Source organism: Blautia sp. aa_0143 (genome assembly GCF_004167315.1).
In the GTDB taxonomy this organism is placed as follows: Bacteria; Bacillota; Clostridia; order Lachnospirales; family Lachnospiraceae; genus Blautia_A; species Blautia_A fusiformis.
Map to the genome: position 1 here is coordinate 25,087 of NZ_RCXU01000020.1, position 25,482 is coordinate 50,568.

Annotated in this window: 30 protein-coding genes and 2 pseudogenes; 21 read left to right on the plus strand and 11 right to left on the minus strand. The window is 45.9% G+C overall.

Annotation, left to right across the window (positions count from 1 at the left end; genetic code table 11):
* Window positions 1-3: 3 nt before the first annotated feature.
* On the minus strand, window positions 4-702 hold the full coding sequence (locus tag EAI83_RS11215; RefSeq protein ID WP_005333481.1) for a response regulator transcription factor: 699 nt from the start codon (window positions 700-702) through the stop codon (window positions 4-6).
* A gap of 325 nt (window positions 703-1,027) precedes the next feature.
* Between EAI83_RS11215 and EAI83_RS11225 the strand changes: the two genes are divergently transcribed.
* The 12 genes from EAI83_RS11225 to EAI83_RS11280 all read left to right on the plus strand — a co-directional run bounded on the left by EAI83_RS11225 (window position 1,028) and on the right by EAI83_RS11280 (window position 10,307).
* Entirely contained in the window at window positions 1,028-1,729 is a 702-nt protein-coding gene (locus EAI83_RS11225; RefSeq protein ID WP_005333477.1) for a single-stranded DNA-binding protein, read from the plus strand.
* A gap of 141 nt (window positions 1,730-1,870) precedes the next feature.
* Window positions 1,871-2,647, plus strand: a complete 777-nt coding sequence (locus EAI83_RS11230; protein ID WP_243113486.1) for a hypothetical protein — start codon at window positions 1,871-1,873, stop codon at window positions 2,645-2,647.
* A gap of 16 nt (window positions 2,648-2,663) precedes the next feature.
* Entirely contained in the window at window positions 2,664-4,475 is a 1,812-nt protein-coding gene (locus EAI83_RS11235) for an AAA family ATPase (protein ID WP_005333473.1), read from the plus strand.
* Window positions 4,476-4,484: 9 nt separating this feature from the next.
* Window positions 4,485-4,751 (plus strand): helix-turn-helix domain-containing protein, encoded by a 267-nt coding sequence (locus EAI83_RS11240; RefSeq protein ID WP_005333471.1) that lies wholly within the window; start codon window positions 4,485-4,487, stop codon window positions 4,749-4,751.
* A complete protein-coding gene (locus tag EAI83_RS11245; protein ID WP_005333469.1) occupies window positions 4,748-6,865 on the plus strand; it encodes a vWA domain-containing protein in 2,118 nt (705 codons plus the stop codon). The genes EAI83_RS11240 and EAI83_RS11245 overlap by 4 nt, the downstream gene beginning before the upstream one ends.
* A 16-nt stretch (window positions 6,866-6,881) precedes the next feature.
* A complete protein-coding gene (locus tag EAI83_RS11250; protein WP_005333468.1) occupies window positions 6,882-7,568 on the plus strand; it encodes a hypothetical protein in 687 nt (228 codons plus the stop codon).
* 62 nt (window positions 7,569-7,630) lie between these two features.
* Complete coding sequence (locus EAI83_RS11255) at window positions 7,631-8,149, plus strand: AbrB/MazE/SpoVT family DNA-binding domain-containing protein (RefSeq protein ID WP_005333466.1); 519 nt, start codon at window positions 7,631-7,633, stop codon at window positions 8,147-8,149.
* A gap of 19 nt (window positions 8,150-8,168) precedes the next feature.
* Entirely contained in the window at window positions 8,169-8,417 is a 249-nt protein-coding gene (locus EAI83_RS11260) for a hypothetical protein (RefSeq protein WP_005333464.1), read from the plus strand.
* 5 nt (window positions 8,418-8,422) lie between these two features.
* Window positions 8,423-9,001: a hypothetical protein gene (locus tag EAI83_RS11265; protein ID WP_005333462.1), complete on the plus strand. Its 579-nt coding sequence runs from the start codon at window positions 8,423-8,425 to the stop codon at window positions 8,999-9,001.
* A complete protein-coding gene (locus EAI83_RS11270) occupies window positions 8,982-9,359 on the plus strand; it encodes a hypothetical protein (RefSeq protein WP_005333460.1) in 378 nt (125 codons plus the stop codon). Before EAI83_RS11265 ends, EAI83_RS11270 begins: the two co-directional genes overlap by 20 nt.
* Window positions 9,359-9,967, plus strand: a complete 609-nt coding sequence (locus EAI83_RS11275) for a hypothetical protein (RefSeq protein ID WP_005333458.1) — start codon at window positions 9,359-9,361, stop codon at window positions 9,965-9,967. Before EAI83_RS11270 ends, EAI83_RS11275 begins: the two co-directional genes overlap by 1 nt.
* Window positions 9,968-10,022: 55 nt before the next feature.
* A complete protein-coding gene (locus EAI83_RS11280) occupies window positions 10,023-10,307 on the plus strand; it encodes a hypothetical protein (protein WP_005333456.1) in 285 nt (94 codons plus the stop codon).
* Between the two features lie 32 nt (window positions 10,308-10,339).
* On the opposite strand, the gene EAI83_RS11285 is transcribed toward EAI83_RS11280, so the two are convergent.
* The 8 genes from EAI83_RS11285 to EAI83_RS11320 all read right to left on the minus strand — a co-directional run bounded on the left by EAI83_RS11285 (window position 10,340) and on the right by EAI83_RS11320 (window position 16,004).
* Window positions 10,340-10,741: a winged helix-turn-helix domain-containing protein gene (locus EAI83_RS11285; RefSeq protein WP_005333454.1), complete on the minus strand. Its 402-nt coding sequence runs from the start codon at window positions 10,739-10,741 to the stop codon at window positions 10,340-10,342.
* Window positions 10,742-10,803: 62 nt separating this feature from the next.
* Window positions 10,804-11,676 carry an ABC transporter ATP-binding protein gene (locus tag EAI83_RS11290; RefSeq protein WP_005333452.1) on the minus strand — a complete coding sequence of 291 codons (873 nt, stop codon included), beginning with the start codon at window positions 11,674-11,676 and terminating at the stop codon, window positions 10,804-10,806.
* 4 nt (window positions 11,677-11,680) lie between these two features.
* Window positions 11,681-12,337: a hypothetical protein gene (locus EAI83_RS11295; protein WP_022415113.1), complete on the minus strand. Its 657-nt coding sequence runs from the start codon at window positions 12,335-12,337 to the stop codon at window positions 11,681-11,683.
* Window positions 12,334-13,398 (minus strand): ABC transporter permease, encoded by a 1,065-nt coding sequence (locus EAI83_RS11300; protein WP_005333443.1) that lies wholly within the window; start codon window positions 13,396-13,398, stop codon window positions 12,334-12,336. The genes EAI83_RS11295 and EAI83_RS11300 overlap by 4 nt, the downstream gene beginning before the upstream one ends.
* A gap of 70 nt (window positions 13,399-13,468) precedes the next feature.
* A complete protein-coding gene (locus EAI83_RS11305; RefSeq protein ID WP_005333442.1) occupies window positions 13,469-14,671 on the minus strand; it encodes a HAMP domain-containing sensor histidine kinase in 1,203 nt (400 codons plus the stop codon).
* Window positions 14,659-15,333, minus strand: coding sequence for a response regulator transcription factor (locus tag EAI83_RS11310; protein WP_023921570.1), 675 nt, complete (start codon window positions 15,331-15,333; stop codon window positions 14,659-14,661). The genes EAI83_RS11305 and EAI83_RS11310 overlap by 13 nt, the downstream gene beginning before the upstream one ends.
* 94 nt (window positions 15,334-15,427) lie before the next feature.
* Window positions 15,428-15,676: a winged helix-turn-helix domain-containing protein gene (locus EAI83_RS11315; RefSeq protein WP_005333437.1), complete on the minus strand. Its 249-nt coding sequence runs from the start codon at window positions 15,674-15,676 to the stop codon at window positions 15,428-15,430.
* A gap of 73 nt (window positions 15,677-15,749) precedes the next feature.
* Window positions 15,750-16,004 (minus strand): hypothetical protein, encoded by a 255-nt coding sequence (locus EAI83_RS11320; protein WP_005333435.1) that lies wholly within the window; start codon window positions 16,002-16,004, stop codon window positions 15,750-15,752.
* A gap of 199 nt (window positions 16,005-16,203) precedes the next feature.
* On the opposite strand from EAI83_RS11320, the gene ligA reads away from it, so the two are divergent.
* The gene (gene ligA / locus EAI83_RS11325; protein WP_243113487.1) at window positions 16,204-18,087 is read left to right on the plus strand and encodes an NAD-dependent DNA ligase LigA; all 1,884 of its coding nucleotides are present in this window, start codon (window positions 16,204-16,206) and stop codon (window positions 18,085-18,087) included.
* Here ligA and EAI83_RS18025 read toward each other — a convergent pair.
* Window positions 18,078-18,254, minus strand: a pseudogene (locus tag EAI83_RS18025) (plasmid mobilization protein); the annotation flags it as partial. The gene ligA and the pseudogene EAI83_RS18025 overlap by 10 nt on opposite strands.
* A gap of 2 nt (window positions 18,255-18,256) precedes the next feature.
* A pseudogene (locus EAI83_RS17600) lies at window positions 18,257-18,427 on the minus strand (tyrosine-type recombinase/integrase); the annotation flags it as partial.
* Between the two features lie 256 nt (window positions 18,428-18,683).
* Here EAI83_RS17600 and EAI83_RS11335 point away from each other — a divergent pair.
* The 8 genes from EAI83_RS11335 (at window position 18,684) to EAI83_RS11370 (ending at window position 25,480) form a co-directional block, all read left to right on the plus strand.
* On the plus strand, window positions 18,684-19,205 hold the full coding sequence (locus EAI83_RS11335; protein WP_129900155.1) for a DUF5720 family protein: 522 nt from the start codon (window positions 18,684-18,686) through the stop codon (window positions 19,203-19,205).
* A 29-nt stretch (window positions 19,206-19,234) separates the two neighbouring features.
* Entirely contained in the window at window positions 19,235-20,107 is an 873-nt protein-coding gene (locus EAI83_RS11340; protein WP_129900156.1) for a DUF6017 domain-containing protein, read from the plus strand.
* A 125-nt stretch (window positions 20,108-20,232) separates the two neighbouring features.
* Window positions 20,233-21,165: a DUF3991 domain-containing protein gene (locus EAI83_RS11345; RefSeq protein ID WP_243113488.1), complete on the plus strand. Its 933-nt coding sequence runs from the start codon at window positions 20,233-20,235 to the stop codon at window positions 21,163-21,165.
* Between the two features lie 13 nt (window positions 21,166-21,178).
* Window positions 21,179-21,403, plus strand: a complete 225-nt coding sequence (locus EAI83_RS11350) for a hypothetical protein (RefSeq protein WP_129900158.1) — start codon at window positions 21,179-21,181, stop codon at window positions 21,401-21,403.
* Between the two features lie 32 nt (window positions 21,404-21,435).
* Window positions 21,436-21,717, plus strand: coding sequence for a helix-turn-helix domain-containing protein (locus EAI83_RS11355; protein WP_005361060.1), 282 nt, complete (start codon window positions 21,436-21,438; stop codon window positions 21,715-21,717).
* Window positions 21,718-21,720: 3 nt separating this feature from the next.
* Entirely contained in the window at window positions 21,721-22,491 is a 771-nt protein-coding gene (locus EAI83_RS11360) for a DUF6674 family protein (RefSeq protein ID WP_129900159.1), read from the plus strand.
* Between the two features lie 31 nt (window positions 22,492-22,522).
* Window positions 22,523-23,425, plus strand: a complete 903-nt coding sequence (locus EAI83_RS11365) for a hypothetical protein (protein ID WP_129900160.1) — start codon at window positions 22,523-22,525, stop codon at window positions 23,423-23,425.
* Window positions 23,426-23,464: 39 nt separating this feature from the next.
* Window positions 23,465-25,480 (plus strand): LPD1 domain-containing protein, encoded by a 2,016-nt coding sequence (locus tag EAI83_RS11370; RefSeq protein ID WP_330547794.1) that lies wholly within the window; start codon window positions 23,465-23,467, stop codon window positions 25,478-25,480.
* The last annotated feature ends 2 nt before the right edge of the window (window positions 25,481-25,482 follow it).

Sequence of the window (25,482 nt, forward strand, 5' to 3'; positions counted from 1 at the left end):
AGATTAAGAATGCAGACGGTAGCCGATTCCCCATACGGTATCAATATATTCCTCCTGCGTTACTGCTTTTATCTTTTTCCGGATATTGCTGATATGTACATCCAGTGTCTTTGTCTCTCCCATATAGTGTTCATCCCACGCATATTCAAAAATCTCTTCTTTGCTGAAGACCTGTTTCGGATGCTCCAGTAAAAGCTCCAGAATTGCAAATTCCTGCTTTGTAATTTTGGGAAGCAGCACTCCGGCAATCCGGACTTCAAAGCGCTCACGGTCCAGTTCCAGGTTTTTATATGACACGCTTTTATGTTCCGGCTCCTGCTGCATATGGCGGAGCTGAACCTGAATCCGGGCAAGCACCTCCTGTATCTCAAACGGTTTTGTAATGTAATCATCTGCCCCACTGGTAAGAAGCCCGATTTTTTCATCCAATCCGTCTTTGGCTGTCAGGACAATAACCGGCGTATTGCCCTGTTTCCGAATCTGGGCAAGCACCTCTTCTCCTGAAATTCCCGGAAGCATCAGATCCAATAGAATCAAAGAAAAGCCCGCCTTATCCATCTGGAACAGCATCCTCGCTTCCGTCCCGGAAAAAGCCTGTACCGTCTCATACCCTGCTTTCTGTAATGCCGTATATAAAAGATTATTGATATCCGTATCGTCTTCTACAATCAGAATTCTGTTTTTCTGCTCCATTTTTCTCATCCTTCCATTTTCCGATTTAAACAATATTATATTGCACTTTTATAACTATGTCCAAAATTCTTTTGATATTATCCTTCCACCTCGTCTACATATGCTATATATAGTTCTAATTCTTTTGACATATGCTATATCTTGTGTTAATATAATCTTGTATTTAAGTTTTTGTGCTGTCCCGTCATGGGAGTCTGGACCATTCATCCAGAAGCATATGCAGTTTAAGTTTGGAAAATCGTGTCATTATACTGCCGTTTTATACGGTGCTATAATGGCACTTTTTTTATTTTAATCTATTTTAACGCCCAAAGAGGCAGAAAGGAGAATTTTTATGTCAGCAATTTTAACAATTTTAGGGAGGGCCACAAGAGATCCTGAGATGCAGCAAGGAAAAAATTCCGGTACGGAATATGTTTCTCTGGACATTGCAGTTTCACAGCGAGGCCAGGATGGAAAGGAAGAAACCATTTACTATCAGTGCTATTTTAACAAGTTCCTTGCAGAACGCTTAGCAAAAGCAGGCGTAAAGAAAGGAACCGGGCTGATGATCTATGGTGATCTGGAGCTTCATCCGTTCATTTATCAGAAAGGAAAGAATGCGGGGCAGGCAAATGCCGGTCCGAGGATCAATGTCAAGGACTGGCACTTTGTACCATCCAACCGTTCTGACAGCAATACCGGACATCCGGGTGCAAACCAGAACAGCCAGCCGAATGGTGGTGCGGCAACGCCCGGTGCAGCCGGCAATGGCAGCTACCCAATGCAGGGAAATCCCAATGGCAGCTACCAGAATCAGGCAATGCCTGGCGGCTATCCACAGCAGGGAATGGCTCCTGCTAACGGTGCCTACACGCCTCCTGCAAATGGCGGACAGTATCAGGCTCCGCCAAACGGAACCGGTCAGCCACAGAGCAGCTACCCGCCGCAGGGCAGTTATACCGGAATGCCAAATTACGGAGGTATGCCGGGCAGTCAGCCAACTGACGGCTTTCAAAATGTGCCGGAACAGATGGCATCCCAGTTGCCCTATTAACTCTCAAGGAACCCTATGTTGAGGAATTGCATTTATCATCTTTGTGATGATGCAGTTCCTCTTTTTCATGTCCGGAAGCGGCGATTTCCCATCCAGCTTCCGGGCTTGTCTAAGAATCATGAATCAGAAAGGAATCAGCTCATGAAAAAATCAAATCGAAAAAAATTCTTACAGTTTGTCGTGCTTGTACTGTTTCTTGCAGCACTTTTCGTACCACAGGATGCCAACCGGCTTCTGATTGCAGGCATTGCCCTGATCGGTATCGGAGTCACGCTGTTCAGTTATCTTCTCCCGCTTTTCACGGAACGCCTGAAAAACAGGGAGCATAAGCTACGAAAACGCCCAGAAAGAACTCGTCATCTGGAAGGAACACCTGATCTGGAAACCATTCTCTGGAGACAGATCAAATTCCAGATTACCGGAAAGCTCAAGGAAGCCTTCCCGGATGCCACATGGGATTTTGTGAAAGAACCACCGCTCTCCCAGATACTGGATGGGGAACCATTACGGATTCGCACACGGAATACCGGAAGTTATAATTTTGCGGAAATTCTCATGGATGCCCGTGGCAGTCTGACGCTTCAGATGATGACCATTGAATCCTTACATAAAAAGGAACCGTCAGAAGGAAATCCGGATTCCAGACCAGCCGTTAATCCCAAATCATGGTATTCCCTGATTGGGAAACCGCTACTGATGGAATTGGTCGGTGACTTACAGGCAAGGGGCTATGAAAAGCTGTTTATCAACGAGCAGGGAGATGTCTATATTCTGAACGGCACTGAACCGGAAATCCGGGGAAAGCTGGAACATTTCCCGCCCAAAGATTACTGGGGCGAATTGACGGAGATTTTTACTGAAGATGAATTGACCACAGAAGAGACCGAGCAGGCACTGGAACTGTCCTGGATCTCATAAGAAGGAGGAACGAATCATGGCAAATAACATCGTAGCAACCTGGGGGTTCAAACGCAAACTCCCGGAACCATTTGAGGATTATACGGACCATGCAATCTTTGATGACATTGCATCCAAATACTGTACTCAGCCACGGAAAAAATCCACGCTTCATGCAGCTACCCTGCGGGCAGTCCTTGCTTATCTGGAGCTGGAAAACCCGGTTGGCAGTACCCCGCCGGAAAAGCTTGGGGCGGTCGGTACCCAATCCAACAATTTTGTTGTGGCGGAATATCCGAGCAAAACCGGTGATCTTCAGGTGGTTGTCTACAACCAGCTAAACGGAAAGTTTTACGGAGGCTGCTATACTCCTCCGCCGGATGTGGAAAGCACACCGGAAAAATACGAATTTAAAGACTCCAAACAGTCCGGTGCGGCTCTGCTGTTCGCACTGATGCCGGTTTTTCTGGCAGATGAAGAGTGTAATGAAAAGTATCAGGAATTAAAAGCGCACCGGGACAACGGTTATCCCGATCTGGACGCCGCTGCGGAAACAGCAGCCGTTCTCTGCGACAACATTTACCGGAGAACCCGCTATGCATCAGGTCTCCCGACCGGTGGTGTTAAGATTGACCTTCCGGCAAACGGCGTATTGTCGCTGATCAAACCGTTAAATATCCAGAAGGGGGTCTATGCACCAACCGAAGTGCTCCATGGAGACTTTCAGGTGTTACGTCCAGGAAGTGGATTTAAGAAAGCACAGGCAGCCATTTCCAGAGATGATTTTGTTGGGAAATTTATCCTGACCGCATCCCGAAGGCTGTCTCCGGAAGAGGAGGTATCTGTTCCGACATTGGCAGAGTGGTACATCATCCCTCCGGAAATCAAACGGATCTGCGAACACGCAAAACTGACAACGGATACCACACAGCCGATGCGGAATTTTCTTTTACGGGGACCGGCAGGTACCGGAAAGACCGAAGGAGCCAAAGCCATTGCTTCCGCACTTCACCTTCCTTACCGCTGCATTACCTGTTCCGCAAATACAGAGGTATTCGACCTTTTAGGTCAGATTCTTCCGGATGTGGACGGAAAACGCACCCGGCTTCAGCGGCAGTACCCGTCTTTTCAGGAAATCCAGTTAGATCCCTCCGGTGCCTATCAGAAGCTGACCGGAAACTATGATGAAGAAATTTCTGCCGAGGACACCTACCAGAAGCTGATCGATACGATTTTTGATGAAATGCACAGCTATTATAAGGAACACACCTCCGGACAGAACTTCCAGTATGTGGATACGCCTCTAGTCGAAGCCATCCGCTATGGGTATATTCTTGAGATACAGGAGCCTACGGTCATTGCTAATCCCGGTGTACTGGTTGGACTTAACTCCCTTTTAGACCGCTGTAACAGCGTATATCTTCCAAACGGAGAAACCATCCACCGTCATCCGGATACGACCATCGTAATCACCACAAACAATGACTATGCAGGCTGTAAACAGATGAACCAGTCTGTCATTTCCCGAATGAACCTTGTGATTGATCTGGATGAACCGGATGAGGATACACAGGTAGAACGTGCCATGGCTGTTACCGGATGCAAGGATGCAAAAACGGTACGTCTGATGACACGCATTGTCAAATCCATGGCTGTCTACTGCCGGGAAAATCTCATTACAGATGGCTGCTGTGGCATGAGGGAGCTGATTTCCTGGGTGCAGTCCTACATGGTCTGCGGGGATATCCGGGAAGCGGCCCGTTACACGGTGCTTGCCTCTGCCTCTGCCGATGCTGAGAACCGTACGGAAGTGGAAGAAAGCTGTCTGGATACTGTGCTTGCTGCGTAGGACACGCCTATGAGAAAAGCAGCACTCACAGAAGCCCAGATCCGAAAGCATCTGGCAGATAATCTGTCTTATCTCCGGCAAGCCAAAACACCGAAGTTATCACAAAAGGCAGTTGCCAGAATCTTAAATCTTCCCCCGAAAACCATTATGAATTATGAAAATGCAAACTCCTCCCCGATGGCTTATGCCGTCCTTCGCCTTGCTGTGTATTACGGCTGCACGATGGAGGAACTGCTGACAAAAAATCTAAGAAAAGAAAGGAAGAATATCACGTGAATCACAGCCAAAGAAATTTAAAGAAACTAATCCGGGCAAAAGAGGATTCCATTGCGGATGAGGAGTTATTCCTCTCCGCTGCCTATCAGAAGTACCAGACCTCCCTTGCCAGAGCCGTTACCGGACGTTACCGGTATGGACTGCAGGTACTGCTGGACTGGGACATTTCCGAACAGGCAGGCGTTGCATATACCGACAATTATAAGGTACATCTCAACGCAGCGAACCCGATCACCCAGTCTTTCCCCACCCGTTTCTTACGTTCCCAGAGCCTGACAGGGCTCACCGGGCATGAAGTGGGGCACTTACTCTATTCTGATTTCACAGCCCACGCTGTTCATCTGAGGAGTCTGGAAAACGGTTCCTTCTATCCGAAGGAGCCGGAGCTATCCCTTCCAGCTTATCAGACAGCACTGGAGGAGATCAAAGAAGTGTTAGAAGAAAAGGACAAAGCCGGATGCCTGACACTGGCACGATGCGCCGCAACTTTTCAAAACATTCTGGAAGACATCCATATTGAAGACCGTATGTGTGAGGAATTCCACGGCACCTTCCGACAGGGGATTGAACTCAATAACCTGCGTATGTCCGAACAGATTCCTTCCATACAGGAACAAATTGACAAAGAATACCAGCCATTTTCCATCATTGCCAACCTGATCCTTTCCTATTGCCGGACCGGAAACATCAACAATCCCACCGGCTATCAGGGGGATTATCTGGATACCATTTCCGATTGTACCGATCTTCTGGATACGGCAATGGAATCGGAAAAAGGCACTGACCGGATGCTGGTTTCCAATGCGCTCTTAGCCCTGACCTGGAACTATATCCAGCCGCTCATCGAAAAAACACGGGAGGAATTGGAAATGCATGGCGAGGATTCCGCTGCCGATGCTCTGGAAGATCTTCTAGGGGATGAAGTCAGCAGCGGCGCTCCTCTTCCGACCGGAAAAAGCGGTGCCATTCCAAAGAATATCAAACCAGCTTCCCCAAAAGGAAGCGGGAATGATGAGGGCAATGCTCCTTCCGGTCCACGTACCAAAGAGGATGCTATAGAGGAAGCCAAACAGGTGCTTTCGGAAGAAGGCGGGCGCATCGCTCTTACAAAGACCAATACCATTCTGGATGAAAACAACCCCGGCGTCACTTATGTCAGTCAGTATCAGGGCAGCGGCTATGAGCATGCTGCAGAGGATCTGTTCCGGATCTTGAACGATGTGGCTGCAGAAAAGGTGCAGGAAGACTGTCAGACGGAACTGACCGAGGAACTGCAGAAAACAGCCAATGATATTCATTACGGCAATGCCCATGCAGGCATCCATGTTACCATCCATCGCCTGACCAGTGTTTCCGATTACCTGAAGAATGAATACCAGACAGTTGCTCCCCCGCTCCTGCGGGCTTCCAAAAAGCTGCAAAGCACCATCCTGCCGCTTTTGAAAGAAGAACAGCAAGGCGGAAAGCAGAAGAATCTCCTGTTTGGAAAACGTCTGGACTCCCATGCTCTCTATAAGACAGACGGAACCATCTTTACCAGAACCAGACTTCCAGGAGAGGAAAAACGTCTGGCTGTTGCCCTCCTGATTGACGAGAGTGGTTCGATGGGTTGGGGTGACCGGATGACACATGCAAGAAAGACTGCCATTGTCCTTTATGATTTCTGTAAAAGCCTCGGTATCCCTATCACCATTTACGGGCATTCCACGGATGCAGGCGGCGTTGCTCTTTACTCCTATGCAGAATTTGATTCTGTGGACAATGAGGACTGTTACCGGCTGATGGATATGTGCGACCGCAACGGGAACCGGGACGGCGCAGCTCTCCGCTTCGTAGCAGAGCATTTGTGCACACGCCCGGAGCTTCAGAAGCTGCTGATCCTGATTTCTGACGGTCAGCCAGCCGATTACGGCTACAGCGGAACGGAAGCAGAGGCAGATCTGCGGGGCATCAAGAAAGAATACGAAAAACGGGATGTCATCCTGTTTGCGGCTGCCATTGGTGACGATAAGGAAAATATCCGCAGGATTTACAAGGACGGATTCCTGGATATCACGAAACTGGAAGAGCTTCCAAAGAATATGGCACAGCTTGTCAAACAGCATCTCAAATAAAGGAAGGTGAATACTCATGAATGAAACTTATCAAAACCGGATTACCGACCAGATCTGCAAGATCCAGAATGACCGGGCACTCATTGCCTTTTATGACCGGCTCCGCTACGCACCACTCGGCAACTATGCACAGCTACATGCCAAAGGGGAATATCAGGAAAACGGGCATAAAGTACATTCTTTAATCTGCATCACCATTCAGGATTATTCCAACGGTACCGGAGACCGGAATATCATCACCCGTTTCAACCTGGCACCGGAACAGATCCAGTTCCTCTTAACCCGGATCACTTCCGGTTTTCAGGAATTTGAATGGAGCCAGAGCAAGATCTACGGCAATCCCGATCAGAACGGTTATTCCACAGCCCAGATGTTTTATATCTCCAGACATCCCTATGATTCCAAAGGGCAGCCTATGAAAAGCCCATGGAAAATCCAGATTGTAAATGGGAAAGGCATCAAAGCACAGAATAAGAACGGTGGTTCCTACATGCAGCCACGCAGCTTCCAGTCCGAAAAGACGACAGCCATCCAGCTTACCGACATGGATCTGTTCACGCTTCTGAAGCGGACGGATTCCTATATTTCCAACTGGGAAACGGTGATTGCTGCATCACTGATCAATAACGGAAAACGGATGCTGGCAGACCAGCAGAACAGTCAAATGCAACAGACAGCACAGGCTCCGCCTTACGCTGCCTAAATTTTCAGAAGAGAAGCGGTACTTTACTGCTTCTCCTCTTTTTAAGAAAGGAGACTTTAGTTATGAATATTGCACTCATCCGGACCATGGACTCTCAGGGGCGTATCGTCATCCCTGCAGAAATCCGGAAACAAATGAAGCTCTCAGACGGAGATGCACTGGAACTGGAAAATGTGGGAATGGAGCTGCTTTTACGCAAATGCCCTACCCACTTAAACGGAAAAGAGGAAATGGCTTCCTATCTTTCCGTCCTCTACAGTGTCATCCACTGTGGTATCGCAATTTGCAGTGAGGCTCACATACTCGTATCTGCGGGCATCTATCTTCCGGAAGGCACTCCCGTTACAGAAGAACTCGCCGAATTGGTTGCGGACGGCCAGGAACTGATCTCTGCTGAGAACTGCCCTGTCTACCCGGTATCCAACACCCGTCAACCGGTTTGTGCTTTTTTCCCGATTTTAAGGGAAGACAGAGAGCCGCTGGCACTTCTTCTCTGTTCCAGAACCGGACAGCATTTATCCGAGATGGAATTGGGATGCGCTAAACTGGTCGCTGCCGTAATTGCAAACAAAATTAAGTAAGGAAAGGAGCGTGAAATCAATGAAGAATACAAATATAACCTTACACACCACCCAAAAGAAAGAATATGTCCTCACCGGAATCCTGTCCCTGCCCCTCCATCTGGGAGAACGGGCGTGGATCTATAGTTATAACCAGACCTTTGCTACCAGTCCGGTGCAGAGTATTCTGGAAGTATCCGAAAACGGTGTGGTATTTGAGACCTGCAACAGTATTTACCGTCTCAGCTACACCCGTGTTCCGATGGAGCTGGAGGCGATGTGTGCTTGACAAGAATGGAAGAACTGGAGAGCTGCCTTTCGGGGCTCCTCTCCACCTTAAAGAAGAACCGGGAACATGTGCCTCTGGAAGTGCTGAAGACACAGTATAAGCAGCCGTATGAAGAACTGGTCAGAAACATCAACCTGACCGCTTCTGCCTATGCAAAATCTGTGCTGCTCCACCGGCTGGTCCTGAATCCGGATGCAGATGTGGAGGAACAATGTACCGTCATCAACCAGATGATACAAACTTCCGGGATGCTGAAGAAAATCAGCTCCTGCATGTCCAAAACCTATGATGTAGGACAGATATATCCTCTGATACTGGAACTACGCCATATGGTCGAACAGGCACTCTGGCCCTATGTGAATCAGGCAACTTGTCTGGTCGCAGATCTGGATGATATAGAAAAAGAACCGACAATTTACAATTTTTTGACACATGAAGTTTATGAAAATGATACCTGGATTCACCGAGAAATCGACCTGCGCTGGAAACTACTGGTACATCTTACTCCCGAACAAAGAGAATCCGTACCACCAGCCAATCATAGTATGAATGGAGGAATTTACCATGAAAGAACAACCATCTAATCCTTGCGAGAAAGTCTCATTTATTTTGACCTATGACCAGCTTGAAGCTGCTTATAACATCTACCGGGAACAATTTATTTCCTGCGACTTCATCCGCCGCTCCATGGAACGTCTGGAGGAAAGAATCGGACTCTGCAACCTTCCATATGAAACGCTGCGTGATGATCCAAGCCTTCTTCATGAAGCATACCTGCAGTTTCTCCGACTGGAAGACTGCAATGTGGCTTATAACGACACGCTGGAGCAGGTAATTGATGCAATCGAACAATGGCTTGCCTCTGGCACCTTATCCCCTGTAAACCTTACGGTTTCCAACCAGAATATGGGTGAAACTTTTGGAACGGAGGTGGATGTGTAATGGCAAATATCTGCTGTGATGATGTGATCTTTTATACAGAAGGAAATCCGGAAGGACTATATGACTTGTGGGAGGACCTGGAAACCTACATCATTCTGAACCAGAATCCTGATTTATGCTGGATTGGCAATTTATTTTCCCACAAGAAAATAGATTCCACCGGAATATCTCTTCGTGGAAATGTCAGCTACATGGAATGGAATGATACGTATATTCTACTTTCTTTAGAGACAGCATGGACTCCACTTTATGAAGCATATCAGGCGATAGCCGCTGCATATCATGTTCCCTTTGTGATGCAAAGCATAGAACCTGGAGAACGAATTTATTATAACACGGATGAAGCACACCTATTTTTCCCTGACCGATATTGTGTCCGCTTATATGAAGAAAGCCTATTGACTCCATGTGGCTTAATAATCGGAGAAAAGCTGGAAGACGGTGAACCATTTGAAACGGAAACAGACGTATTAGAACGATTCAGAGATTGCGGATATCCAGCAGCTACACTAAAAGAGTTGGAGCTCATGTTCGATGCGGATGAACTTATTATTTTTGAATTTACAAATCCATATTTGGATCTGGAGCAGAAAAATGCTTGTGCATGAAACTTCTCCCCTCCACACCAAAGACGATTATCATCAGATTTAAAGGAGGAACACCATGACTGATTTGGAACTGGATGTCTGGGATGCATGGCTCAGGGAACGTCAGGAACATCTGGAAGAAACCCTGTCCAATATCTCACCATCGGAAGAACCCTGCAGATATTACCTGCTAACCGGATATATTCAGGGAATGCTAGAAGCTCTTACCATGCTTACGACTGTTGAGGATGGGAAACGCTTCAAGATCAAACTGGAGCAATTTCGCCAGAATCTGCTCCTCTCTGGAGATTACGATGCTACCGGTAACTATAAACAGGCAGTGAAGAAAACTGCTGTTTAAATACTTCGAGCCGCCCAATCGGACGGCTCTTTTTATGCCCGAAAACGGTAGCCTACACCACGTATCGTTTCTATGTAGTGCGGTTCTTCCGGATTTTCTTCTATTTTCTTTCTCAGATTCTTGACTAACCCATAGACACGGTTATCCACTTCTGACTCCACATCCTCATAAATATGCTGGTAAATCTGTTCTTTTGTAAATACCCGATTGGGGGATAAGGCCAGATAAAAAAGCAGGTCATATTCATGTCTGGTAAGTTCCACAACCTTACCATCTTTGATTACGCTCCGCTGAAGCTGGTCTATTTCCAAACCTTGGAATGTCAACTTTTCAGAATTTGTAATCTCCATAACTTCTAACGTACTTTCGCAGGCTAGAACTGATTTAATTTTATTCAGGATTCCCTCTTCGGAATCAGAAATGGTAAGAATCATCACTTTCCCATAACATCACCTGCTTTTCTTAGCATTTAGCTTTCACTCCTCATTAACAATGTTTATCGATTGGTTACATAGATATATGCATCTTCCAAAGTTACGTCACAAGCTATACATCCACTTTCTGACGGCATATTCTCCCCTAACAGTCTTAATCTAATTCCTTCCTCCGTATACTGCTTACTGGAAATATGATATTTTCTTTCTAATTCTCTTGCAAGGCTTTCGTCCTCTGTACAGCATTCCCATACATGCCCTCTTGCCTTATTCAATAATTCCCTCATTGTTCCTGTATAAAGGAATCTACCTTTTTTCATAACCGCAAGCTGATTACAGGTTGCCATCAGATCCTCCACCACATGCGTTGAAAATAATACGGTGCGTTCTTCTGCAAAATCTACCAGTAAATTACGGATACGGATGCGTTCCTCCGGATCGAGCCCTGTTGTTGGTTCATCCACAATTAAAAAATCCGGCTCATGGAGTAATGCCTGCACTAATCCAACTCTTCGCTTCATTCCACCTGAAAGCTGCCGCATTTTCTTTTTCTGATGGTCTGCAAGACTGGTCTTCTCCAGATAGTAATCAATCCTTTTCTTGCTTTCTCTTTTCTCAATTCCAGCCAGATCTCCCATATACTCCAGACATTCTCGAACAGTCAAAGACGGATACAGATCAATTTCCTGTGGCAGATACCCAATCTTTTTCTGTATCTTTTCGTAATTTGCTTCGCAATATAGCGTACCATCTAACAGAACTTTTCCACTTGTGGGTGCAAGCACCGTTGTAAGCACCCGCATCAACGTTGTTTTTCCTGCACCATTTTCACCTAACAGACCAAATATCCCATGTGGGATTTCCAGATCCACATGATCTACCGCTGTCACTCCATTTTTAAATGTTACTGTTAAATCGTCTATTCTTATACTCATAATCTTACCCTCTCTTCTTTAATATCTTAGGAACAAATGCAAGCATCATCCCCGCAAATACCACGCACAGCACCTTCCCGCCAAGCCATCTCCACTCTGTCAGCTTACCGAAATCACAAGTTCCGTAGGAAAATGGTCCCCAGTTTTTCAAAAACTGAGTTGCCTTTCCGGAAATAGAGAAAAACCAGAAAAGCAGCACGACACCCATACCAATCCATCTGTTTCGAACCAGATTGCTGACAGTTACGGAAAGCACACTCCAAAACAAAACAGTTCCGGGAATCGCAATACAATAAATTCCAAACAAGGCACCGCCATCTAATTCTTCTGTCAGATTCACCGGTTTCTGCCAATAAAAGAGTCCATATGCCAACAAACTGATTCCAATCAGATAAGCTACCTGCACAAATAGTCTTTTATAAACTACCCCTGCCTGCTTTTTTAGATTATAAAGGCAGAATACTTCCGAGCGTTTGCTCTGCACTTCCACCAGATAAGTATCTGCACAGAAAACGACTGCCAGAAGCGAAACAGCTCTTTCTACTGCCTGCCCGATTTCATTCGCATATACAACAGGCTGGATTGCACTCAATATCACAACAAAAGCGATTGAATATGCAATTTTATAATATGGCATACATATTTTTACTTCTTTCTTCAATATACTCTCCTCCTTTTCCACATCCACACCGCTATAAACATGAGCAGTATGGATGCTGCCACAAGAAGCAGTTGATTGAGATATACCTGATGTGGCAATTCCGTTTCAAAAAAATTCCCCGGAAATCGAACCATAATAGAGAATGGTCTTGCATGACACTGTCCTTTGCTATCCCATGTCAGCATATTAGAATAAATGATATAAAGAACCAGCGCCGGAACCGCTGGAAGCGGATTCTTAAACAGCAGCGCTGTAACCGCATACACACAGCAGATCATCAGGATGTTCGGCAGGACATACAGGATCGAATTCTGAACAAAATCCAGTATGTTCATAGCAAATCCTGATTTTACTGCCGTGGCGTAACACAAAATGATAAATACGATATTCATAATGACCAGTGCCGCCGTCATAATGAGAAATCCACTGCTTATTTTCCCGGCAATATATTGAAAAGCCGTCATCGGTTTGGTGTGCAGCAATTCATAAGTATTTTTCCTCATATCCTGGAAAAATAAAAACGCCAGCAGAACCGTTGCAAAGAATGCCATATGCAGGCTTGCAAAATCTGTAAATTTTCTTCCGAAATAATAGGAGAATGGATGTTTCTCAAGATTTTCTCTGATATACCGGTTGACTTCCTCCGGGCTTCCCTGATACCATGAAACGTCCTCATACACATAATTGGCACCATTAAAGTGGTATTCCGTTTTCAGATACTGACACGCCTCCGTAATCTTCATCTGTTTCATCTCAGATATCACTGCCTCCGCCTCTACTTCCGACATGCCAAACCCATTCTCTGTGTCCTGAAGTATCTTTACAATCTCTTTCTCCCACAGTTCTCTCTCCTTATCCGGTGTTGCCGGAATACATCCCTCCATAACATCCCCATCGGAGGCCATTTTTACCTTCCTGAAGGTTTCATCCGACTTCACGTAATGAATGGACAGATAGGGTGCAAGTGTCTGGTACATACTGATTAAAACAACAATCAAACCGATCCAGAATATCGGATTTTTAAGATAATTTTTCAGATTCCTTTTTATGATTGCTTTCATAAGTCATCCCGCCTTTCTTTTTTCTACAAACAGCATAGCCTACAAATCACAACAAAAAAACAACAGCCATTTATTTCTGCTGTTGTTCTTCTAATACATAATTTTTAAACACTGCCTCAACTTCCGCACCGCCATCTGCTACATTTTTTATCAGCAGTTTCCCACCATGCCGTTCGCAGTAGATACGGCTGATATACATACCCATTCCAAAATGCTTTAAGTCATCCTGTGGATTCTCATGATAAAACGCCTGTGTCACCCTGTCGATATTTTCCTGAAATCCAATTCCGTCATCCCTGATACTCATTTTCAGATATTGGGGTGTCACTGTCAGCTTCAGCCTAACTTCCTGATTGGCATAGCGGAATGCGTTAGCCAACAGATTATCCGCTACTTCCATGATGATTTCCTCATCCGCAGTCAGTATTTCAGATTCTCTCACTGTCGTCACTGTAAAATTCTTTTCTGATTTTTCCACCACGACTTCTGCCAGAGCTTCTATCTGGTTTATCAACTGCCGGATATCTACCACGGAACAGTTTAATTCCCGTTCTTCCAATTTCGTCATCTTCCTCATACTATCAATAAAATGGTTCATCCGTTCAATCTGAAGCATACCGCCCCTTAACATCTCCATCATTTTCTCTTGATCAAGCATATCTTCCGGAACAAATTCCAAAAGCATTTCCTGATATCCCCGCATGATTGCAAGCGGCGAGCGGATATCATGGGCAATCGCTGCACGCAGTACCCGCTCATCTTCGATCATCTGCCAAAGTCTACGGTTATTTTCTTCCAACTGCCCACGCATCCTTTCAAATTCCCTGCACAGCATCCCCATCTCGTCCTCGTTCTCATAAGCCATATGAAAATCCAGATCTTCCTCCGCAATCATCTGTGATGCCATCTTCAGTTCCTGAATCGGTCTCTTTAATTTATTTTTGTAAAACAGGCTGACCGCAATTCCACATCCGGCAAAAGAAAAAAGCAATACTCCGTACGTCCGAAGGAAATCACAGGTTTCTGAAATATGCCAGTCCATTCTGCTCATTTTACTCTGATTCGGTCTCGGTACCACTACCTCAAAATTTTCATTGCGGTCATTCATTGCCTGATAATACTCGTCCTGATCCACGTACTTCCACCAGACCTCCTCCTGTATCTGCCCGGCAATCTCAATAATTGACACAGAAAGAAAAAAAGTGACAATCAAGCTGAGTATCGTATATAAAACCATTGTCTTTTTCAAGGATAAATTTCTTATCTTTTCCATCGATACCCCATCCCCCATACTGTCTCAATGTATTCTGTCTGCGTATATTCCGCCAGTTTCTTTCTCACTCTCCGGATCAGTTCCGTAACAACACGGCTGTCACCTTCCGCATCATAACCACACACCTTTTCGTATATCCGCTCCCTGTCAAAAACCTGTCCTGGATTCATGGACAAAAACTCAATGATTGCATATTCCAGCTTCGTAAGCTCCAAATCATTTTCACCGATCTGAACCCTCTTTGCTCCATAATCAATACTGAGGTCTCCGTGGAATCTGTATTCAGACTTCCCTTTATGACGCTCCTCACGCTTCAAATGTGCAATAATACGAGCATCCAGTTCTTTCAGACTAAACGGCTTCAGTATATAGTCATCCCCACCGGATAAAAGCCCGTTTACCCTGTCCTGCTCCTCCACTTTTGCCGTCAGGAAGATAATGGGACAAGTTACTTTGCCCCGGATACGTCTGCATACTTCTAATCCGTCTATTTTAGGCATATTGATGTCCAGCAAGATAATATCCGGTTTCTTATGGATTTTTTCCAAAGCATCTGTGCCATCTTCTGCCATCATTACATCATATCGTTTGATTTCAAAATAGTTCTTTAACATCTTTAATAATTCGATGTCATCATCCACGATCAAAATTCTATATGCCACTTTTATCACCTCGTTTTATCAGTATACAACGAAAAAAACAATAAATAAACAACAAGAGAAACACTTCGAGCCGCCCATTGCCGGACGGCTCCTTTTATGCCCGAAAGCGATAACCAACACCACGTATCGTTTCTATGTAGTGCGGTGTTTCCGGATTTTCTTCTATTTTCTTTCTCAAGTTCTTAATCAGACCGTAAATTCGGTTATTCACTTCTGACTCCGCTTCCTCATAGATATGCTGATAGATCTGTTCTTTCGTGAATACCCGATTAGGAGATAAAGCAACCACAGCGATTTGCTTCAAAAGTCTCTTTCGCCTGGTATACCGTTTATAACTTCTCATGTTTATCACCTTCAATCTGCTTTCAAATTTAATAATCTATATTTTATGACAATTCAGCATATAGAAAAGTTAGTTATTCGTGAAAATTATTTTTAAATTTAGAACTTGCATAACCACTACGATGTAAAAACAGTTTAGAGGCATTTATGACAGAGATTGATTTTATCTGGTTTTCGACTTTCTCCACGAAAGTGGCAAAAAATACCTGGCTACGAATTCCTTCGCTTAGGGCAAATCTGAAATCCTGAACGCTTTTATTCCTGTAGCCGACAAATTTGTCATCAACATAAGGCAAAAGCTTCATTGAGGAATCTATTTCATTTGACATATACTACATCTAGTGTTATACTGTTCTTATATCAATTATTTGTGTCAATCCGGAAAGGATTTATCACACGCAGTTTAGGTTTGAAACGTAGTCAGGAGTTTTCCTATGCCCAACAAGCAGCAGGGACTTCTGGCTTTTTTTATTTTGCAGGAAACTGCATCTATTTTGAGAATGAACATAAGCGTCATTCTCTTTTTTTATGCCTGAACGCAGGGAAAGGAGGATTACGGAAACAAATGATTCCGGAACTGGCACGCCACAAAAGAAAGGAGACTCTATGTCAGTCAAAAGAATTAAGAATCTTGTAAAACAACTCAATGAATACCGTCATGCCTACTACAATCAGGATGCCCCTCTGGTATCTGATGCCGAGTATGACCGACTCTTTGACGAACTGAAGGAACTGGAGGAACAGACTGGTTTCATCCTGTCAAATTCTCCGACACAGACGGTTGGATATTATCCGGTCAGTGAACTTGCCAAAGTCACCCATCCGATTCCACTGCTCTCGCTTGAGAAAACAAAACTGATTTCAGAGCTTTTAGATTTCATGAAAGGACAGGAAGTTCTCTTTATGCTGAAACTGGACGGTTTGACTACCAAACTCATTTACGAAGATGGCAGACTGATTCAGGCTTCTACCCGTGGAGATGGTGAAGTGGGGGAAGATATTACACACAATATCCCGGCATTTTTAAATGTACCGCTTACCATTCCACACAAAGAACGTCTGGTCATTACCGGTGAGTCTTTTATACCAACCAATGATTTTGAACGTCTGAAAGATACTCTGCGTGATGGAAATGGAAAACCTTATAAAAACGGACGTAATTTTGCTTCCGGATCAGTACGAAGTCTTGATCCGAAGAACTGTATCGGACGTTGTGTTCGCTTTCTTCCGTTCAATGTATTAGAAGGAATGGAGGATGTTCCCTTCCCGGACAGCAGAGCCTGCAAATTAGAAGGTTTAACACACCTGGGCTTTGGTTACTGCCCGTTTTTCTCAATTTCAGGAACCGGACTTTCAAAAGAATATGCGGAGAAATTCATTCAGGAATTGGTATCCACAGCAGCAAATTTACATCTTCCTATCGATGGCATTGTCATGATTTTTGACAGTCTCAGCTACTCCAAAAGCTGCGGAAAAACCGGACACCACTATAAGGACGGCCTCGCCTATAAGTTTGAGGATGATACCTACGAAACTTTCTTGCGTGAAATTGAATGGACACCGACCAGATTCGGAGAGATTGCTCCGGTCGGCATCTTCGATACCGTGGAGATTGACGGCTGTGATGTTTCCAGAGCTTCCCTTCATAATCTGACCTTTATCAAAAATCTGGAGCTTGTACCCGGATGCCGGATTCTTGTTTCCAAACGAAACATGATCATCCCACATATAGAGGATAATCTGGATCGTGGAAGGTATACCGACATCACGCCTCCGGTCTGCCCTTGCTGTGGTTCCAAAACCAGAACCTACAGCCGTAAGACCAGCGACGGTCGCACCGTAGAAACTCTGCATTGTGATAATCCGCAGTGCGACAGCCAGATCACAAGAAGGTTTGTCCATTTTGCCAGCAAGAAGGCAATGAACATCGAAGGACTGTCAGAAGCCACTTTAGAAAAATTCCTGAATCTGGGCTATCTGCACTCTTTTCAGGACATCTATCATCTGGAGGAACACCGGGAAGATATTGTGGCACTGGACGGATATGGTGAGAAATCTTTCGACCGCTTGTGGGAATCCATCAACGCCAGCCGGAGGACCAGCTTTGTCCGCTATCTGGTTTCCATGGATATTCCTATGATCGGCAGAACCAAAAGCCGGATTCTGGACACCGTATTTTCCGGAAATTTAACTGCATTTGAACAGGCGGCTGTCGGAGATTACGACTTCACTCAGTTAGAGGATTTTGGCGAAATCTTAAATCACAACATCCATTCCTGGTTTGCAGATGAAGCAAATCTTGATTTATGGAAAAACTTACAGAACGAATTCACATTTGAACAAAGAAAGGAAGAGACCATTATGACAAAAGAAAACAAATTTACAGGATGTACCATCGTAGCAACCAGTTGATATATCACTTCTTTTTTCCCGACTACGCACACTTTGTTATAGATACAAGAACGTACAAAATAATCTTTTTTCTGCATACCGCTCGCTTTGATTTTTGCTTCTATTTCATCCCTCTCTCTTGGGGAAATACGAAAACTGATTGTTGGGTATTTGTGTACTCCGCTCATAGCTACTCCTCTCCGTTGGCAATTTCCAACTTCTCTGCCAATTCTGCTTGTTTATTGGGATACAAATGTGAGTATGTGTTCAAGGTAGTCTCAATCTTCTCATGCCCCAACCGTTCTGCAATCGCCAATGGCTGAAATCCCATTTCTACTAGCAAAGACGCATGAGAGTGCCGTTACGGTATAATAACGACAAACAGAAAAAGCCTTTATTTTCAAGGGGTTTGAGCGTTTGTCGTCTTTTATTCAATTCCTTTTCCAAGTTGAAAATTGACGAAAACTATAAAGAAAAAAGGAGGCTGTTTTATTAACGACAAAATTTAATAGTGCCAGCGGTTCGGCTTTATGTCTGACCGCTGATTACCGTGGGCGTTTCACTTTTAAGGTGGGCGCCCTTTTTTTATACCTATTTTCAAGAGAAAGGAGATCCCCATGGAATTAAACGAAATGGAAAAAAAGCTGCTCTTTCAGGTTGAGGGCGATTATCAGACAAAGATCCTGAATGAACTTTATATGACTGTGCGGTATTCAAATAATTCCGAACAGCGGGAGGCGGCAGAAGGTCTTATGGCAAAACTCCGTGTTCTGTCAAATGCAGAGTGCATGGACTTGGTAAAAGATATTCAGAAGAATTACCGTCTGCCCTATCCAGCCCGGACGATTGGAGAAAAGATCGCCGAGGCCAGACAGCAATCAGGTGCAGAAAAATTGAAGGGGCATGACATCATGGCACTTGAACGCTTTGACCCGGAGGTAAGGCACATGATCGTTTTTGATGTATTGTCTTACGATTCCCCTGTTGGCGACAAAGGCGATAAGATGCGCTTGTTCCTTACAGATGCCGGCTATCAGAAATTTTTAGAGAGCCAGGAACGGGGCGAAGTGAAACTGAAAAACCATGCGAAGGTCTCTGGCGGTCATCTCCATTATGACCACAGGGATCATGCTTTGTAACGGAATAGTCGAAGAAAGGAGGCGATACAATGGCAGTATTCCGTGTAGAGAAAACAAAGGACTTTACGATAATGAGCAATCACCATCTGCGCAATACGGAGTTGTCCTTAAAGGCAAAGGGGCTTTTATCACTTATGTTGTCGCTGCCGGAAGATTGGGATTATACCACGAAGGGACTCGCCCATATCTGCAAGGACGGTGTGGATTCTATCACTACTGCCCTGAAGGAACTGGAGCGGCATGGTTATCTCACCAGACAGCGTCTCCGCTATGATAACGGGCAGTTGGGAGACATTGAATATACGATCCATGAGCAGCCTGTAAGCACCGAAAACACAGGGCTTTCACCTAAACGGGAAAATCCAAGACAGGTAAAACCTGAACAGGCAAAACCTAAACAGGCGGAACCTGAACAGGCAAATCCGGCACAATTAAATACTAATCCATTAAAAACAAAAAAATCAAAAAAAGATAAATCAATAACTTATCCATCAATCTATCCGGCAGAGCCGGAAGCGGCAAGCCGCACGGATGGGATGGATCGGATAGAGCTGATAGAAGCCTATCGTGAAATCATCAAAGAAAATATCGAATATGACTTACTGGTCTTACGGTATGGCAGGGAACGTCTGGACGAAGCCCTTGAACTTATGCTTGAAGTGATTTTGTCGAAACGCCCTTACATTCGCATTGCCGGAGATGATTTTCCGAGGGAGATCGTCAAGAGCCGGTTCCTGAAGATCAATTCCGGCCACTTAGAGTATGTCTTTGACTGTATCGACAAGAACACGACGAAGGTCGGAAACATCAAAGCCTACCTGTTGGCGGCACTATATAATGCCCCGGCTACAATGGACAGCTATTACCGTGCCGAGGTCAATCACGACCTGTACGGCTGTTAGGCACCTTTGGGTGTCTTTTTTCATTTCATCACAGAAAGGAGGCAAAGCACAATGAAAAGAAACACTGTGCCGGTACTATGCCCGGCGTAACCAAAGAACAGATTCAGGCAGCGCGGGAAGCTGACTTGTTTACTTACCTGCAATTCCATGAACCCGGCGTGCTGAAACGGGATGGACCTAATTTCCGGCATAAGGAGCATGACAGTCTGGTATATGTGACCGGGAAAAGGTACTGGTACTGGAACAGCCGTGGACGGAGTATCAATGCGCTGGACTACCTGATCCAGATTCGTGGATATGGTCTTGTGGATGCGGTTCATGCTCTGGTAGGTGGAGAAATCCGGCAGGAACCGGCCTACCGAAATACGGCAGAAATACAGGTATCAAAGGAACCGGAAAAGAAAGCATTCTCTCTCCCCTGGGCCAGACGTTGCGCGACCGCTGCGGTCTCCTATTTGCAGAAACGGGGGATCAGCTCAGAAGTCATTCGCCAGTGTTTACAAGCCGGGATTTTTTACGAAGCCCGGTATCATGGAGAACCAGTTTGTGTATTTGTAGGGAAAGATGATTCCGGGAAAGCGAAGTTTGCCTGTATGCGCAGTATCAGTGGCAATCTCAAAAAGGATGTCTATGGCAGCGACAAAGGATATAACTTTTGCTATCCTCCGCAAAGTCCGGGCAGCCGGCATGTGGCAGTCTTTGAAGCTCCTATTGATGCGCTTTCCCATACAACGCTTCAAGAGCTGGAGGGATGGAAATGGAATGGTTACCGCTTGTCTTTGGGAGGTACTTCCCATGTGGCGCTGACTTCTTTCCTGGAACGCCACCCGGAGATCCGGCGTGTTACCCTTTATATGGACCACGACCTTGCCGGATTTGTCAATGCCCGGAAAATCAAGACCATGCTCCACGAGGATAAACGTTTCCGTCATATCCGGGTAAGTGTCAACCCTCCCCGGATGGGAAAAGATTACAATGAGAAACTGCTGCAGGTTCGGGAACAACTGCAAACCAGCCAGCACCAACGCCGCCCAAAAGAGGCGGCTGTTTCAATTTAGGGAGGATTTCAACATGAATGGATCTCAACAGATCTGCTTTACAGACTGCGCCGGAAAAGCGCTGTTTTCCATTCCTGACAATGGTTTACTTTGCCTGTTCTATGGAAACGGGGACAGGCACTTTGCTGTTTGCCATCGTCTGGATGACACCCATGCAGAAATTGACGGGGTAAATTATTCGCTGTCGGACTTTGCCAAAAGGATGAAACACAACCAGATCAGCTTTGCCCCGGCATAAGGCTGGCAAATAAATAACAGGAGGATTTGAAAATGAAAAAAATTGAAAATACCGCTTTGCAGATGATTGCCGAGGCTTCCCGGTGTCCAGACTACGGCCCCGATATGGTTAAATCGCTGATGAAAAAGCTGGACATGAACGAAAAGGGCTTTGCGCTTTTGATGAATGTTGCTCCATCCACAGTGCGTCTTTGGACCAGCGGAGCTGCACAGCCCTGCGGCACAGCAAAACGCCTCATGCAGATTTATGAAACTGGTCCGGAGATTGTTGGCAAGATTGCCGGCGGGCAGCTACCGGCAGATGGGAGGGATTGATGAATGACGGAGACAGATAGCCAGCCGATTGCGGAAAATGAGCAGGTCAAAGAGCTGCTTGCTCTCCTAAAAGACAACAATACACCGGGATATGAAGAATTTGCCAAACTGATCGAGCATGTAACCGGGATGGAGCAGCGTCTTTCGGAGGCAACTAAGGAACTAAAGGCAGTGCGTCAGGAAATGCAGGGGTTACAGAACCATTCCCTGAAAGATGCTCTCCAAAAGAGCTGTAAAGCTATGGAGACGAATATTTCCGTTATGCGTCACCGTCTTTCCAAACTCAAAGGCCAGATCATAAACGGATGCAGGAATATCCTTGCCGATTTCAGGGAACGCGGTGCTGTCGCTTTGAATGGGATCACACAGTTTTTACATGTCAGACCGGTGTTGGAGTCCATTCAAAGTGCAGCAAAAAAAAGTATGCAGGCCAGCAACAGGGCTGTTGCCAGAATTGACGCTTTCAGTACGGAATACCACGAAATGGGGCGGCATCTCAAAAATATGGGCCGTACCCTTCAAGGAAAACCTGCGGAGGCAGACGCAAAAGAAAACGGAAAGGTTGCCAGGGTGTTCAAAGGTGCTTTCAAAGTGGAGGGCGCCCTTATATCCTCCATTAACCGTAATGCGGAGTGGGCACTTAATACCCTTGCCCGGTTGGAACAGACTGCGGAAAGGCGCCCTTCTGTTTTGGAAGCAATGCGGGAACAGGCAGCAAAAACGGAACCGGCAAAAAAGCCGCCGGCACCTTCCCATGATAAGGAAAGCCGGTAATTGTCAGGTTCACATGAAAGGAGGAATTTGATTGAATCAGGAACCACTACCGCAGATTCATTTGATCCGTGATACAGACTTATCCGTCTTTGCGTATGAGATCCATATTTTTGCCGGAGATTTTCTTAGGGAATGCGAATTTAATATGCGTTCTCTGGCGACAAATACCGGGGCTGATTCCATTGCCATCATGGGGAAAAATCACATGTGGCTTTCCGACGCTTTGTTTGCTTATTGTTCTACGGCAGACCTTCATCAAATGATCTCAACAACGGAGTTTATCGGAGCGAGGGCTTTCCTGTTTCATACGGAACGCAGAGAGGACGGTCACTTGTACGGAGATGTCCTGATGATGGATTTAGACACGCTGCGGCAGGATATAAAAAGAAATATCCTCTATCCTTGCGGCGTCAATATCGAACGCAAAGATGGTTCAGCGGCTACGGTCAGCCTGAAAGAATGGACTGAAATGGAGCTTTACGAAAAAGATGCTCTGAAAAGTTGGGGATTTTCTTATGCCCCAAATCAAGTTACGGAATGGCAGTACCACTATTCCACGATGTTCAGACAGTGGATGGATCAGGCATTTCGTTATATGCCCCAGGATTTAGAAGAACGCCTGAATATGCAATATATGGAGGCAGCCCAGAACCCGGATATGGATAAGTACCGCATACCACAGGGAACGGCAAAGCAGATGCTTCTTTATGACGAAGCCCCTGTGTATCGCCTTCTTCCATCTGGTTCGGAGAAAATCGCGCCCATCGCGGCAGTCTCTACGGGCCTGTGGTATGAAAATTACCGGGAGTTTGCCATTGCACCGGAGGATTTAGGCGCTCTGGACAAACTGATCCGCAGGGAAACTGACCGGCTCACAGGAAACCTCCCACAACTTCACAAAAACGAAGAACGCCGCCCCGCCCCGGAGCGATAAGAATTTTACACTGACTGGAGGTGATGAAGATTGGCAGGAGTGCATGAAGATTTCGGCGAAAAGATCGGCGGTGCGAAAAAAGACCTGTGGAAAGACCGCGGGCTGTATGCAGATGATCTGGAAGCCATGAATGAGCGCGAAGCCGAAAAATTTGTGAAAAAAGATAATGTCTGGAAAAAGCCGGACTATGCAGCCATGCTGGAGGAAGGGATTCCTCTTGGCGTGGTCTATTTTATTAAAAAAGCAAGGGACGGCTTAAACGCTTCCCCTCAGTATTACCGCATGGATGACACCCCGGAAAAACGGACCGCGAGACAAAAGGAATATATAAAAACAGTCCGGGAATTGCAGACAGTGCTTTCAGATGTCCGTACTGTGGAGGATGCTGTGAGAGCTTATGACCGCTTTTTCGTTGACAATGGATATTTAGAAAAGGTACAGGGCTGGGGAAGCGGAATCCATTACCGGGCAACGAAAAAGGGACAGGACAATCCCGTGATCACAAACAAATTGTCCAATACCATGCTGATCCGCTCGGCTGAATATTTTGAGCGCAACTTTACTCAGAAAGCAAAAAAGGAACAGTTTTGTGTTTCCAAAGAGCAGAAAATACCGAAAGGTTATGCGATCCACTTCAACGACGGGAAACATACCTATTCTAAAAATGAGGACTGGAAACCCGGTACCTACTATGTGACAAAAGGCTATTCGATTCTGCGGACCAATTTTGAGACCAAAGAAGCTGCCCTGAAATGGGTGCAGGAACTTGCCAAAGGCAGGAACAAAAACGGAAAGATCCGGTTTGTCCCTCCCCAGCTCGCCCATGTCAAACGTACCGGGCCGGATTACCGGAATGGTGTGGAGATCACCGGACAGCATTATCTTGATACATTTGGGTTCCGCGGCGGCGAGTTTGGAAACTGGATGAACCAGAACGACCGTCAGACCTCCCTTAACATGGGATTTGAAGCACTAAAGGATCTGGCGTCAGCCCTTAAGATCAGCGATAAAGATATTGCTTATCAGGGAACGCTTGCTATCGCTTTTGGTGCAAGAGGCAGCGGCAATGCTGCGGCTCATTATGAACCTTTGCGTACAGTCATCAATCTTACGAAAATGCACGGGGCCGGTTCGCTGGCACATGAATGGTGGCATGGATTTGACGATTATCTTGGTACAAAGATGGGCGCAAAAGGGATGCTGTCAGAACAGCCCCGCCTCTATGCGCCGTTCCAAAAACTCATTGACACCATGAAGTATAAACCGGAAACACCGGAACAGGCAGCAAAGCGCACGGAAGCACAAACAGAACGCACCCAGAAAAATGCGGCAAGCTGGCTGGATTCCTCGGTTCTTGCCTCCCTGAAACGGTATGGCAATGAGGAACAGATGGAAACCTACGCAGTCTTGCGGGAAGCATTTTTGTCCGGCGAACCCGGCTCTGTGGAACAGATCAACGCATTTAAGAAGAATGTTACCGGCCGGGTAATTCCCAAAAGTGAACGAGAACGGCTGGAAATTTTTGAGCGTATGCTTTCCGGGATGCAGGCGCAGGAAGCTCCGCAGATTGGACGGACGGAAACTGATTTTTACCGTAATTCAGTACGCATGGGAAAAGAATGTGAAAAAGACGGCGGTTATTGGGACAGCAATGTGGAAATGACAGCCAGAGCCTTTGCCTGTTATATCAAGGACAAACTGCCCTACACATCGGATTATCTGGCAGGCCATGCCGACTGTGCCCTTACCCTGCTTTCCGGTAAAGACGGAGAAATGGAGGTATTGAAAGCCTTCCCTGTGGGGGAAGAACGCCGTGCGATCAACGCCGTTTTTGACGAGATCATTCAGGATTTGAAACGGGAACAGATATTGACCCATGCCGATGTAACGCTTCCCCTCTCTGTTTCTGAACTTCGTGAGGCAGCGGACGGTCAGCTATCCATGTTCGGCGTTGGCCGTCCTTCCGTGATGGATCAGCTTGCGGCAAACAGACCGACAGATAAAAAATCACCGGTTCAGACGGTTTCCAGAAAAACCCATGAGCCGGAAATATAGCA

What these genes read in the sequence shown, in the direction of transcription:
- EAI83_RS11260 (WP_005333464.1), top strand. Translation starts at nt 8,169, where the DNA reads ATGAAGAATACAAATATAACCTTACACACCACCCAAAAGAAAGAATAT.
- EAI83_RS11290 (WP_005333452.1), bottom strand. Translation starts at nt 11,676, where the DNA reads ATGAGTATAAGAATAGACGATTTAACAGTAACATTTAAAAATGGAGTG.
- EAI83_RS11215 (WP_005333481.1), bottom strand. Translation starts at nt 702, where the DNA reads ATGAGAAAAATGGAGCAGAAAAACAGAATTCTGATTGTAGAAGACGAT.
- ligA (WP_243113487.1), top strand. Translation starts at nt 16,204, where the DNA reads ATGCCTGAACGCAGGGAAAGGAGGATTACGGAAACAAATGATTCCGGA.
- EAI83_RS11350 (WP_129900158.1), top strand. Translation starts at nt 21,179, where the DNA reads ATGAATGGATCTCAACAGATCTGCTTTACAGACTGCGCCGGAAAAGCG.
- EAI83_RS11355 (WP_005361060.1), top strand. Translation starts at nt 21,436, where the DNA reads ATGAAAAAAATTGAAAATACCGCTTTGCAGATGATTGCCGAGGCTTCC.
- EAI83_RS11225 (WP_005333477.1), top strand. Translation starts at nt 1,028, where the DNA reads ATGTCAGCAATTTTAACAATTTTAGGGAGGGCCACAAGAGATCCTGAG.
- EAI83_RS11360 (WP_129900159.1), top strand. Translation starts at nt 21,721, where the DNA reads ATGACGGAGACAGATAGCCAGCCGATTGCGGAAAATGAGCAGGTCAAA.
- EAI83_RS11300 (WP_005333443.1), bottom strand. Translation starts at nt 13,398, where the DNA reads ATGAAAGCAATCATAAAAAGGAATCTGAAAAATTATCTTAAAAATCCG.
- EAI83_RS11250 (WP_005333468.1), top strand. Translation starts at nt 6,882, where the DNA reads ATGAATGAAACTTATCAAAACCGGATTACCGACCAGATCTGCAAGATC.
- EAI83_RS11335 (WP_129900155.1), top strand. Translation starts at nt 18,684, where the DNA reads ATGGAATTAAACGAAATGGAAAAAAAGCTGCTCTTTCAGGTTGAGGGC.
- EAI83_RS11285 (WP_005333454.1), bottom strand. Translation starts at nt 10,741, where the DNA reads ATGATTCTTACCATTTCTGATTCCGAAGAGGGAATCCTGAATAAAATT.
- EAI83_RS11275 (WP_005333458.1), top strand. Translation starts at nt 9,359, where the DNA reads ATGGCAAATATCTGCTGTGATGATGTGATCTTTTATACAGAAGGAAAT.
- EAI83_RS11235 (WP_005333473.1), top strand. Translation starts at nt 2,664, where the DNA reads ATGGCAAATAACATCGTAGCAACCTGGGGGTTCAAACGCAAACTCCCG.
- EAI83_RS11270 (WP_005333460.1), top strand. Translation starts at nt 8,982, where the DNA reads ATGAAAGAACAACCATCTAATCCTTGCGAGAAAGTCTCATTTATTTTG.
- EAI83_RS11255 (WP_005333466.1), top strand. Translation starts at nt 7,631, where the DNA reads ATGAATATTGCACTCATCCGGACCATGGACTCTCAGGGGCGTATCGTC.
- EAI83_RS11280 (WP_005333456.1), top strand. Translation starts at nt 10,023, where the DNA reads ATGACTGATTTGGAACTGGATGTCTGGGATGCATGGCTCAGGGAACGT.
- EAI83_RS11240 (WP_005333471.1), top strand. Translation starts at nt 4,485, where the DNA reads ATGAGAAAAGCAGCACTCACAGAAGCCCAGATCCGAAAGCATCTGGCA.
- EAI83_RS11230 (WP_243113486.1), top strand. Translation starts at nt 1,871, where the DNA reads ATGAAAAAATCAAATCGAAAAAAATTCTTACAGTTTGTCGTGCTTGTA.
- EAI83_RS11340 (WP_129900156.1), top strand. Translation starts at nt 19,235, where the DNA reads ATGGCAGTATTCCGTGTAGAGAAAACAAAGGACTTTACGATAATGAGC.
- EAI83_RS11320 (WP_005333435.1), bottom strand. Translation starts at nt 16,004, where the DNA reads ATGTCAAATGAAATAGATTCCTCAATGAAGCTTTTGCCTTATGTTGAT.
- EAI83_RS11315 (WP_005333437.1), bottom strand. Translation starts at nt 15,676, where the DNA reads ATGAGAAGTTATAAACGGTATACCAGGCGAAAGAGACTTTTGAAGCAA.
- EAI83_RS11265 (WP_005333462.1), top strand. Translation starts at nt 8,423, where the DNA reads ATGGAAGAACTGGAGAGCTGCCTTTCGGGGCTCCTCTCCACCTTAAAG.
- EAI83_RS11305 (WP_005333442.1), bottom strand. Translation starts at nt 14,671, where the DNA reads ATGGAAAAGATAAGAAATTTATCCTTGAAAAAGACAATGGTTTTATAT.